The organism is Mucilaginibacter sp. (assembly GCF_041660805.1).
Lineage (GTDB): Bacteria > Bacteroidota > Bacteroidia > Sphingobacteriales > Sphingobacteriaceae > Mucilaginibacter.
In genome coordinates, this window is the sequence record NZ_JBAZVP010000003.1 from 298,232 (window position 1) to 310,779 (window position 12,548).

General features: G+C 44.2%; 7 protein-coding genes. All 7 read left to right on the forward strand.

From position 1 onward, the window contains the following. Positions 1-18: 18 nt before the first annotated feature. The 7 genes from WC743_RS06665 to WC743_RS06695 all read left to right on the forward strand — a co-directional run bounded on the left by WC743_RS06665 (position 19) and on the right by WC743_RS06695 (position 12,548). On the forward strand, positions 19-5,625 hold the full coding sequence (locus WC743_RS06665; protein ID WP_373011091.1) for an alpha-2-macroglobulin: 5,607 nt from the start codon (positions 19-21) through the stop codon (positions 5,623-5,625). After that, positions 5,609-8,029 carry a penicillin-binding protein 1C gene (gene pbpC, locus WC743_RS06670; protein ID WP_373011092.1) on the forward strand — a complete coding sequence of 807 codons (2,421 nt, stop codon included), beginning with the start codon at positions 5,609-5,611 and terminating at the stop codon, positions 8,027-8,029. The genes WC743_RS06665 and pbpC overlap by 17 nt, the downstream gene beginning before the upstream one ends. Before the next feature lie 171 nt (positions 8,030-8,200). Continuing rightward, positions 8,201-8,476 (forward strand): hypothetical protein, encoded by a 276-nt coding sequence (locus tag WC743_RS06675; RefSeq protein ID WP_373011093.1) that lies wholly within the window; start codon positions 8,201-8,203, stop codon positions 8,474-8,476. Further along, positions 8,473-8,952: a helix-hairpin-helix domain-containing protein gene (locus WC743_RS06680; RefSeq protein WP_373011094.1), complete on the forward strand. Its 480-nt coding sequence runs from the start codon at positions 8,473-8,475 to the stop codon at positions 8,950-8,952. The genes WC743_RS06675 and WC743_RS06680 overlap by 4 nt, the downstream gene beginning before the upstream one ends. A 162-nt stretch (positions 8,953-9,114) precedes the next feature. Then, positions 9,115-9,792, forward strand: coding sequence for a response regulator transcription factor (locus WC743_RS06685; RefSeq protein WP_373011095.1), 678 nt, complete (start codon positions 9,115-9,117; stop codon positions 9,790-9,792). Continuing rightward, a complete protein-coding gene (locus WC743_RS06690; RefSeq protein WP_373011096.1) occupies positions 9,789-11,036 on the forward strand; it encodes a sensor histidine kinase in 1,248 nt (415 codons plus the stop codon). The genes WC743_RS06685 and WC743_RS06690 overlap by 4 nt, the downstream gene beginning before the upstream one ends. Before the next feature lie 276 nt (positions 11,037-11,312). Further along, positions 11,313-12,548: a TolC family protein gene (locus WC743_RS06695; RefSeq protein WP_373011097.1), complete on the forward strand. Its 1,236-nt coding sequence runs from the start codon at positions 11,313-11,315 to the stop codon at positions 12,546-12,548.

Below are 12,548 nucleotides of genomic sequence, written 5' to 3' on the forward strand. Positions count from 1 at the left end.
ATAACCTAACCAATAAATATGCAAGCTGCTAATACCTGGTTTTCGCGCCGCAATGTTATTATTGCCGGTGCTGCCGTTATCGTAACCTTAGCCGTTACTCTATTATGGTTTTACAAACACAAAAATAAAGAAGCCGATAACCAGGCTTTTAGTAAGTATATTGAATCATACACAGCCGGGGTTATCTCTAAGGAAAGCACCATCCGTATTAAGCTGGCCAACCAGGTGCAAACTACGCATGCGCAAAACGAGGAACTGGATGACAACGTGTTCAATTTTTCGCCATCGGTAAAGGGCAAGGCCCACTGGGTAGATGCGCAAACCATTGAATTTAAGCCCGAAGGCAAACTTGATCCGGATAAAAATTACGAAGTAGATTTCGATCTGGGCGCCATTACCAAAGTACCCGGCGAACTGGAACATTTCGAGTTCGAATTTAAAACCATCAAGCCCGATTTCAGCATAACGTTTCTTGGCCTGCAAAGCGCTACCGCGACATCGCTTGATAAAATGAAACTGACCGGCACCATTCAAACTGCCGATAACGAAGATGCTGCCAAGGTTGAAAAACTGATCAGCGCCGAATACGCCCCTACCGTTGCCATTACCTGGCAACATCACCCCTCAACCAAAACACACAATTTCGTGGTGAACAATATGCCACGTGCCGCAAATAAAACCAACCTGCTTATTATGCATTGGGATGGCGAAGCCTTGGATGTAAGCAAAAAAGGCCACCAGGAATTTCAGGTACCGGCCATTGGCGTATTTAAACTACTGAGCATAAAAGCCATACAGGAGCAGGACCAGTATGTGTTGTACCAGTTTAGTAACCCTATCCGTGTAGGGCAGGAGTTGAACGGGTTGCTGGGGTTGAGTAATGTAGCCAACCTGGCCTACACCATTGAGGGCAGCATGGTTAAACTGTATGCACCCGACCACATGCAAGGCAATTATAGTGCCTTTGCCATTGCTGGCATAGAAGATATCACCCGTAAAAAGCTGGCCACTAATTACAACGCTAATGTATTTTTCGAGAACAGGCTACCATCCGTTACCATACCGGGCAAGGGTGTAATATTACCAAGTTCCGGCAAGCTGATGATGCCTTTTGAGGCCGTTAACTTAAACGCGGTAGATGTGAGCATTATCAAGATCTACGAGAATAATATACCACAATACTTTCAGAATAATAATTTCGACGGGGAGCAGCAGCTAAGGCAGGTAGGTAAGCCGGTTGTGCAAACCACCATTCGGTTAGATAATGACAAAAGCCTTAATCTGAATAAAAAGAACCGCTTTATGCTGGATATTGACCACCTGTTACGCACCGAGCCGGGTGCTATCTATCGGGTGGTTATCGGGTTCAGGCAGTCATACTCTATATATAACTGCAAGGCTGGTAAAATTAAATCTGTAGTTGAGGATGCTACCGAAGAAGATGAAGGCGAAAGCGATTACAGCGAAGAAGGCGGTAGTTATGGCGGCGGTATTGATGAGGACGATGATTTCTGGAGCCGTTATGGCAGCTATTACCCGGCCGGTTACCGTTGGAATGAGCGCGAGGATCCTTGCAGCGCATCCTATTATACTAAAGACCGCTGGGCAACACGCAATATTATCGCATCAAACATAGGGCTGATAACCAAGCGCGGAAATGACAACAGCATGATGGTAGCCGTTACCAACATCCTAACCGCCCAACCCATGCCGGGAGTGGATATTGAGCTGCTGGATTATCAGAAACAAGTAATATACAAAGGCACATCAGGCGGGGATGGCTTTGTCACTTTTATGCTGAAACGCAAACCGTATTTGTTGGTTGCCAAAAAAGGCAGCGAGCGTGGTTATTTAAAACTGGACGACGGCAACGCTTTGCCTTTATCCCGCTTTGATGTAAGCGGCGAGCAAATTCAGCACGGGTTGAAAGGCTTTATTTATGGCGAGCGTGGCGTTTGGCGCCCCGGGGATTCCATATTTGTTTCCTTCATTTTAGAAGACAAGCTAAAAACCTTACCGCCAGACCACCCCGTGGAGTTCGAGTTCTATAACCCACAGGGGCAGCTTTACAAAAAGCTGGTTAAAACTAAATCGGTTGATGGCTTTTACAGTTTCCATGTAGCTACCACAACATCATCACCAACCGGTAACTGGAGCGCGAAGGTAAAAGTAGGCGGGGCTTTATTTGAAAAAAGCCTGAAGGTAGAAACCATTATGCCCAACCGTTTAAAACTCGACTTGAACTTTGGCAATCAAACAGAGCTTACAAAGGGTAGCGGCAGCAAGGGCTTATTAACAGCAAAGTGGCTTTTCGGTGGTATCGCCCAGAATTTAAAGGCTAAAGTTGACGCGTTTTTATCGGCACAAACAACCAGTTTTAAAAACTTTGAAGGTTACGAATTTGATGACCCAACCCTACCGTTCAACACGCAAAGCCAAACGGTTTTTGATGGTACTTTAGATGCCAACGGCACCACGCCAATAGATGCAGATATCAATGTAGAAAAACAAGCTCCCGGCCAGCTAAAAGCTAACTTTTTGGTAAAGGTATTTGAGCCGGGTGGTAACTTTAGCATTCAGCAGGTAAGCAAGCCATATAACGTGTACAGCGGGTATGTAGGAATAAAAACGCCAAAGGGTAGTTCATTAAATGACATGTTAACCACAGGCACAGACCACCAGATAGATATTGCCGATGTGGATGTAAAGGGTAACCTTTTTGCAGGCATCCGTAATGTAGATGTGGAACTGTACAAAATTCAATGGCGCTGGTGGTGGGACCAAACCGGCGACGAAATGAGCAACTTCACCCAAAATCAATATAACAAGCTGATAACAACGCAATCCGTTAGGTTGACAAACGGTCGTGGTAAATGGACGTTGCATATAAACCAAAACGATTGGGGACGGTACCTGATCAAAGTAAAAGATCAGCGTACGGGGCACTCAACGGGTAAAATTATTTATGTAGACTGGCCAAACTGGGCCGAACGTTTACAGCAGGATAATCCAACAGAGGCTGCCATGCTTTCTTTTACATCTGATAAAAAGAGCTATAAGGTAGGCGAAGAAGCAACCCTCACCATCCCGACCGGAAGCGATGGCCGGGCGCTGATCAGTTTTGAGAATGGCAGCAAGATGGTAAAAGCAGTTTGGGCGGATACCCGTAAAGGCCAAACGCAGTATAAATTTAAGGTGGATGAGACAATGGCGCCAAACGTTTTTGTGAACGTAACACTACTGCAACAACATTCACAAACAGTGAATGACCTGCCGATCCGGATGTATGGCGCCATCCCGATCAAGGTAGACAACCCGGCAACGGTATTAAAACCGGTAATAGCCATGCCGGATAAGATAAGGCCACAGACACCAACATCGATAACAATTTCAGAAGCATCAGGTAAGGAAATGACTTACACCATTGCCATTGTAGATGAAGGTATCCTTGACCTTACCAACTTTAAAACCCCTGATCCGCATGAATCATTTTATGCGAGAGAAGCGTTAGGTGTGAAGACATGGGACTTGTTCGACTATGTAATAGGCGCTTTCGGCGGCGGATTGGAACGCATCCTGAGTATTGGTGGTGATGGCTCGTTGGGCACTAATCGTAATATATCGGTAAACCGCTTTAAACCGGTTGTGAAATTCTTAGGCCCTTTTCATTTGGGCAAAGGCGAATCGCAAACGCAAAAATTCACATTGCCGCAATATATCGGCTCGGTTAGGGCGATGGTGATTGCCGGGCATGATGGCAGCTACGGCTTTGCTGAAAAAGCCGTAGCCGTTAAAAAGCCATTGATGATATTGGCAACACTGCCGCGTGTGCTTGGCCCTTCAGAGAAATTCCAGCTGCCGGTTACCGTTTTTGCAATGGAAAACAATATTAAAAATGTGAGCATCCAGGTACAATCGACCACGTTTAGCAGTCCGCAAGGTAACCTGCGCAACATCACTTTCAGTAAGCCGGGCGACCAGTTGGTGACCTTTGAAATGGATGTAAAAAATATGGTGGGTATAGGTAAGGTGCGTATAATTGCCAAAAGTGGTAATGAGACATCAGTAGAAGATGTAGAACTGAACATCCGCAATCCCAATCCGCCGATAACCCGTGTTATCGAAAAACAACTGCTTCCGGGCCAAAGCTGGAACAGCAATTATGCCGCGATAGGCATGCAGGGCAGCAACAAAGCTACGCTGGAGGTTTCGGCTATACCGGCATTGAATTTGGCTAAACGATTAAATTATCTTATTCAATATCCTCATGGTTGTATTGAGCAAACCACTTCATCAGGTTTCCCACAGCTTTATTTGGACCAGTTGATGGATTTGAGTGCCGCAAGAAGGGCCGAGGTGCAGGAAAACATCAAACGTACCATTGGGCGGTTAAATGGTTTTCAATTGGTAAACGGCGGTTTAAGCTACTGGCCGGGTGAAGGTGATGCCGATGAGTGGGGCACCAATTATGCCGGTCACTTTATGCTGGCAGCACAAGCCAAAGGATATACCCTACCCGTTGGTTTTATAGATGGCTGGAAGAAATATCAAAAGCAAAAAGCATTGAACTGGGCACCCGACGCTTACACCTACTATGAAGCTGATTTGACCCAAGCCTACCGCCTTTACTTGCTTGCAATGGCACACGTTCCTGAATTGGGCGCGATGAACAGGCTAAAAGAGTACAAATTTTTAAGCGAACAGGGCAAATGGCGCCTAGCCGCGGCCTACAAACTGGCAGGCCAGCCGGAGGTAGCTTTGCAAATGATCAGAGGCCTAGGCACAACTGTGAAACCTTATAACCAGATGTTTGGAACATATGGCTCTGATCTGCGTGATGAAGCTATGATATTGGAGACGTTAACGCTATTAGGCCAAAGGCAAAAAGCGGCCGTATTAGTACAATCGGTTGCGGCAGATCTTTCGCTGGATTCCTGGTACAGTACACAAACAACGGCCTATTCCTTACTGGCCATTGCCCAATACAGCGGGCAAAACCGGACGCCGGATAAACTGCTGTTTAATTACCAGGCCGGCAAGGCAACCGGAACGGTAAAGTCGGGCTCGGCATTATGGCAATTGCCATTGAACGGAAACGGCGGGCAGGCAATGGTTAAAAATAGCGGTAAAAATGTTTTGTATCTAAGATTAATTCAACAAGGCCAGCCAACACCGGGCCAGGAAACGGTTACTGCAAATAACCCCGACGTGCTAGAGATGGAAGTAAACTACATGACACTTGGCGGTAAACCGGTAAACGTAGCCTCGCTTAAACAAGGGACTGATTTTATAGCTAAAGTAACCGTCAGAAATCCGGGCCAAAGAGGGCGTTATGATAATATGGCGCTGACCCAGATCTTTCCATCAGGATGGGAGATCCTGAACACCCGGATGCTAAATAACGATGAGGTTTATAAATCTTCCCTATCAGATTATCAGGACATCAGGGATGACAGGGTTAATACCTATTTCAGGCTGGAGGAACGTCAGACAGCCACCTATTATGTAATGCTTACAGCGGCTTATACCGGCAGGTATTATTTGCCGGCAACGTATTGCGAGGCAATGTATAATTCGTCTATCAACGCATTAGAAAAAGGGAATTGGGTTGAAGTGGTTAAGTAATGATAATAAAGCCGCCAAAAACGGCATCATCATCCCATTTAAACGTTGGATGACCAAAACAAAAGCGGCAATACTGTTAGCGATAATGGTACTACTGCTGCTGTTTTGGTTTTGCCTGCCGGGCCGTTTATTTAACAGCCCAACATCCTATGTGATAGATGATAGCAACGGTGTACTGCTGGGCGCTTCCATCGCTTCGGACGGGCAATGGCGCTTTCCTTACAACGCTAATGTGCCCGATAAATTTAAACAATGCATTATCGCTTTTGAAGATAAGCGTTTTGAGCACCATCCGGGTGTGGACATATTTGCTTTTGCCAGGGCTATCCGGCAGAATTTGAGATCGGGACATATAACCAGCGGCGGCAGTACTATCAGTATGCAGGTAGTGCGTTTGGCCACGCATCATCACCGTAATTTTTGGAATAAAATGCTGGAAATGGTGATGGCGCTAAGGCTCGAGTTCACCCGCAGCAAAAACGAAGTACTGGCCCTCTATGCCAGTAACGCGCCATTTGGTAGTAATGTAGTTGGGCTGGATGCCGCATCATGGCGATACTTTGGCCGTAGCCCCGATAAACTTTCATGGGGAGAAATGGCAGCATTGGCGGTTCTGCCAAATTCGCCCTCGCTGGTGCATCCCGGCAAAAACAGGTTGCTTTTACTAAAAAAACGCAACCTGCTTTTAGATAAGCTGTATAGTATCGGCGTCATCGATAAAAGCACAGCAACGCTATCTAAAATAGAACCCATGCCGGATAAACCGGTGCCCTTGCCACAATATGCACCGCACTTACTGGCCAGGTTTATTGGTGATCATAAAAACGATCCGCTAACCAATACACGTATTGCTACTACTATTAACGCCAACCTGCAGCAGCAGGTAACAGATATCATTCAGCGGCACCATATGGTTTTGAAGGCGAACCATATCAATAATATTGCGGCCATTGTACTTGATGTAGAGACCGGCTCGGCTTTGGCTTATGCAGGTAACATTTACCATAGCAATGATCCGCTAATGGAAAGCAGTGTGGATGTAATAAATGCGCCGCGCAGTCCCGGCAGTACATTAAAACCATTAATGTACGCTGCAATGTTGCATGATGGTATAATATTGCCGCAAAGTTTAGTGCCCGACGTCCCCACCCAAATAGCCGGTTATCACCCTGAGAATTTCGACCTTGGTTATGATGGAGCAGTGCCTGCCTCAAAAGCACTGGCACGGTCATTAAATGTACCTGCTGTTAAGCTACTGCAAAAATTTAAGTACGAACGCTTTTATGATTTTTTAAAAAAGATGGGTATCACTACCCTAAAACAACCTGCCGACTTCTATGGCCTTTCGCTAATACTGGGTGGTGGCGAAAACTCGCTATGGGAACTTACCGGCAATTACGCCAATATGGCAAGGGTATTGAACCATTACAAAAAGTATAATGGTAAATATGACCCGGCAGACTATCATGCACCCGTTTATACGCCGGCCGTTTACCAAAAGCCGGAACTGGAAAAGACCGGTTTGCTTGACGCAGGGTCTATCTATTATACGCTGGAGGCTATGGAAGAAGTAATGCGCCCCGGCGAGGAGATGCTGTGGCAGCAATTTGGATCAACCCAGCGTGTGGCCTGGAAAACAGGTACGAGCTTTGGCTTTAGAGATGGATGGGCAATAGGTATAACGCCTAAATACGTGGTTGGTGTTTGGGTAGGCAACACATCGGGCGAGGGCAGGCCAAACCTAACGGGTATCAATACCGCAGCGCCTGCCATGTTCGAGATCTTCCGCCTGCTACCGGTAACCCGCAATTGGTTTGAGAAGCCCGTTGGTGAAATGGTAAAGATAAAAGTTTGCCATCAAAGTGGTTTTAGGGCAGGTGAATATTGTGACAATCCGGATGATATGTATGTACCGCAAAGTGGCTTGAAATCGCCTGTATGCCCATATCATCAATTGGTGCACCTTGATAAAAATAAGCAATACCAGGTAAATAGTGATTGTGTGGCGCCCGACCAGATCATCAACCAAAGTTGGTTTGTGCTCCCGCCATCAATGGAATATTATTACAAGGCGAAAAACTATCAGTATCATACCCTGCCACCATTTAGAAACGACTGCGCCGAGGCGAACAAGGCCCAACCACTGGAATTAATTTATCCTAAAGATGGCGCCAAAGTTTATATCCCTTTAGAGGCCGATGGTATCCGCGGGCGTATTATTTGCAATGCCGCGCATCGCCAGCCAGGTACAAAAGTATTTTGGCATCTTGACGATCAATTTATGGGGACCACCAAAGATTTTCATCAAATGGCTTTGGATCCGCCACCTGGTATGCACATCCTAACACTGGTTGATGATGTTGGGAATACTATTAAAGTAAGTTTTACTGTGCTAAAAAAATAAAAAAACTAGAATAGTTTCTTTAGCATCAATCTTCCATCCTTTGGAAAATCGCTTCACAGCCTGTTAACTAATAAATTGGTGAATTACTTATCCGAATGGATTCTGATTTTTTTCTTAAATACTATAAAAACTAAAAATATTAGTATTTTTGAGGAAAATATTGCAGTTAAAATGACAACCCATCCTACCCATTTACTGACGGAAGCGAAGGCTTGGTTAAAACGCAAAAACGGCCCGGACGAGGTGGTACTCATTGTGCCCGAGATGGATAACGGCCAGCCGGTAATAAGCTATAGCCTATACACCGCTTATGATGAACAGCCTCATTTTTTGGGCCGGATACTGTTCGATGCCCGGGGCTACTGGATCTATGACGGAGACATACTGAGCATCGCGGAACAGGAACAAGTGGCAAAATTTATTATCAATTATGTTGAAACGTTATGAAAAAGACCATTCATTATGAGTTGACCCCAACCGAAAAGCAGGCGCTCAAAACGAAAAAGATCAGTTTGAAAATGCTGCAGGATTATGCGCCGGACGAGATCGCGGAGCTACTGAACGCCTCTCCGGAGCGGACAAGGGAATTGCAGGCACTTGCCGAGTTTCAAAGCATTCCCTCGCTCGGCATCGGGTTCGCCAAAGAACTCATCGCCCAGGGGTATTATTCGCTGAAGCAACTGAAAGGAAAAACGGCTCTGGAACTGTTTGGTGCTTACGAACAGCATTGTGGCGCCTGGGCTGATCCCTGCGTGGAGGATTCTTACCGTTTGCTGGTAGATTATGTTGCGCACCGGGATGACAGCAAACGCTGGTGGAACTTTACGGCAGAACGGAAAGCTTACCGCGCCCAATTTGGTTTCCCCGCCAACCGGCCGGCGAAGCCCTGGTATAAGCTGGAACAGTACAGCCATGGCTCCTGAACTCGCCCGGATCTCACAAATAATATGAGAAAATAACGTATAATTTCAACCTTCTGAGTGGCAGGAATATCTTTAGGCTGCGGTTCTGGGTTATCATTTATTCACTCTTTAGTTATTTTTTGAGTACAGGTTTTCTCCAATTTTATATCCTATTTTTATATTGTGAAAATACTAATTGTAGAAGACGAGAGCGGGCTGAGGGACAGCATAGAAGCCTACTTCACAGGCGGCGACAGTATCTGCGAAACAGCGAGCGATTTTTCATCTGCCCTGGCAAAAGTTAGCATATACCGATACGATTGCGTTATACTTGACCTGACCCTACCAAAAGGTAACGGGCTGGATATTGTAAAACATCTGAAAGATAGCGGCCACAACGATGGTGTGCTCATTATATCTGCCAAAAACTCGCTTGATGACCGGCTTACCGGCCTTGATTTGGGTGCCGATGATTATCTCACAAAACCTTTCCATTTATCTGAACTTAAGTCGCGGGTTACAGCTATTGTAAGGCGAAGGTCTTTTAACGGCAACACCAACCTTAAGTTTAACGAGATAGATATTGATCTGGCAGCTAAAACTGTTAAGGTAAATGATACTGTAATTAAATTTACCCGCAAGGAATATGCGCTATTACTATACTTTATTGCTAATAAGGGAAAAGTAGTTTCTAAAAGTGCAATCGCAGAGCATCTTTGGGGCGATAGCATCGATATAGCTGATAACTTTGATTTTATCTACTCTCACATTAAAAATATTCGCAAAAAACTGGTTGAAGCCGGCGGCAATGATTATATACAGGCTGCCTATGGCATGGGTTATAAGTTTACCGAAGTATGAAACTGCTAACTAAATATAATCGTGTTAACATAGCGGTTACCGTACTCATTATGCTGGTTACGGGCATCATTTACTATTATACCATCAGCCATATTTTAACCGGCCAGATAGATAAAGACCTGATACTGGAGGAAAATGAGGTTTTTAGTTATGTAAAGCAAAACCATCGTTTACCGGATGTTTATGAATCAAACCACCAACAGATAGTTTTTTCGCCGCTTGGTGACGAAAAGATAAAACGCCGGTTTTTAGATACGGTTTACCGTAATACCGATGAAAAAAAAATGGAGGCCGGCCGTGCGCTCATCAGTTCTGTAAAGGTATCGGGGCAAAACTACAGGATATTGGTAACGCAATCCAAAGTGGAGACAGAAGACCTGATCCAGATCATCTTCCTGATAACTATTGGGGTTATCGTTACCCTGCTTATAATATTAATTATACTGAATAGGGTAATACTAAAAAGTATCTGGAAACCTTTTTATAAAATACTGTCTCAATTAAAAGAGTTTAGTTTGGCGAATCATACTGTTATCAGCCCCACTCCATCAACAATAGATGAGTTTAAAGAGCTCGACAAAGCGGTTATCACCATGGCCGACAGGGTGAAAAACGATTACCTAAACTTGAAAACTTTTACCGAAAATGCCTCGCATGAGTTAATGACGCCTATTTCCGTTATCAATTCTAAACTGGATACATTGGTGCAGACCGATGAATTTACCGACAAGCAAAGTAAACTGCTGAATGATATCTATGGCACTGTAACCCGGTTAACCCGGCTAAACAAATCAATGCTGTTGCTTGCCAAGATAGAAAATGGCTTAATCCAGGATGACCAGGAAATTAATTTAAAAGAGATAGTAGAAGAATCCCTGTATCAGCATGAAGAAATGATCCATCAGCTTAATATTAAGCTGATTACAGATTTGCAGGATAAAAAACTACAAACAAGTAAATCGTTAATAGAGGTTTTACTAAATAACCTGATCAGTAACGCTATCAGGCATAATTACCCAAACGGGAAACTTACATTAAAAATAAACGCGGAAAAACTGACTATCAGCAATACCGGTAAAGGTAGTTTTGATTTTGGCCAGGTGCTTAAAAGGTTCCATAAATCTGACGGTTCTGAGGGGATTGGTTTAGGCTTAACCTTATGCAAGCAAATATGTGATAATCACGGATATACGTTTAGTTATGAGCATAATAATGACCTTCATACCTTTTCTGTAATATTTTAATTACCTCTAAATTTCACTAATTTCCACTAATTTTTTTCAAAAACTAACCCAGTTTTGGTGCATATTTCAGCGTACAACTACTAAGCGTGAAATCCATCAAAACAAGAGCTATTTTAATGGCAACATTAATGGTTTTGCAGTTATGACCAAGACTAATTATCAACTCCCCCGCCATTCGTCGGGTGGTAATATTCTTATTCCCCAAAATGTTTACAGAATTAGATAAGAGATTTACAAGAAAGAAAATCTCAACTAATAGATTAAGTCTCATCCCCGATGAAATATTATATCAATCTGCTTTTACTTCTGTTATTCACAACTACCTGCCTGGGTCAAAGTAAAACGCTGGATGATTACCTGCAGCAGGCTGTAAAAAATAGTCCGCTGCTTAAAGATCTCAACAACCAGATATTATTAGCTCAGTTAGATAGCGTGCGAATAAAGGCGGGCTTTAAGCCACAGGTTACTGCCAGCAGCGCGGGTTTGTATGCGCCGGTTATAAGGGGATACGGTTATTCATCGGCTATTACCAACGGGCAATCGTTAAATGGCCTGGTAACCGTGAGCAAGGCCTTTATTGGTAAAGATTACCTGAACACGCAGTTTGCAGGCCTGGGTTTGCAGCGCGATTCGCTTCAGAACAGCATTAAACTATCAGAACAGGACTTGCACCGTACCATCATAGGCCAGTATATTACCGCCTATGGCAGCCTGCAGCAGCAAAAGTTTAACCAGGAAATTGTTGACCTGCTCAGCAAAGAAGAAGATCTGTTGAAGAGGCTTACCCGGAGCAATGTTTACCGCCAAAGCGATTACTTAACCTTTTTAGTTACGCTTAAGCAGGCACAACTTCAACTATCGCAAACCCGTTTGCAATATAAAACAGATTTTGCTACGCTTAATTATTTATCCGGCGTAGCCGATACCACGGTTTTTGAAATTACAAAACCCGGGTTGCAAAGGCCCATTGCACATGATCGCAGCAACAGCATCTTTTTTAAACAATATCAGTTAGATAGTTTAAGGCTAACCAACAGCCGTAAATTGATAGATTACAGCTATCGCCCAAAGCTTAGCGTTTTTGCTGATGGTGGTTACAACTCCGATCTTACAGCTCAGTACTATAGAAATTTTGGCACAAGTGTGGGCTTTACCGTAAGCATGCCTTTGTATGATGGCGGGCAGCGTAAGTTGCTATACAAAAAGCTCTCGCTTGAACAGGAAACACAGCGTAATTACAAAGCTTTTTTTAACAACCAATATACCCAGCAGATAAACCAGCTTAACCAGCAAATAAGTGAGTACGATAAATTGATAGCCGAGATAAATGACCAGTTCAAATATTCGGAAAGCCTGATAAAGGTAGATACCAAACTGCTGCAAACCGGCGACCTTAAAATTGCCGACCTGATACTTGCCGTTAACAATTACCTCACTATAAAAAATCTGCTTACCCAAAATACTATTAGCAGGTTACAACTCATCAATCAACTTAACTACTGGAGCAGATAA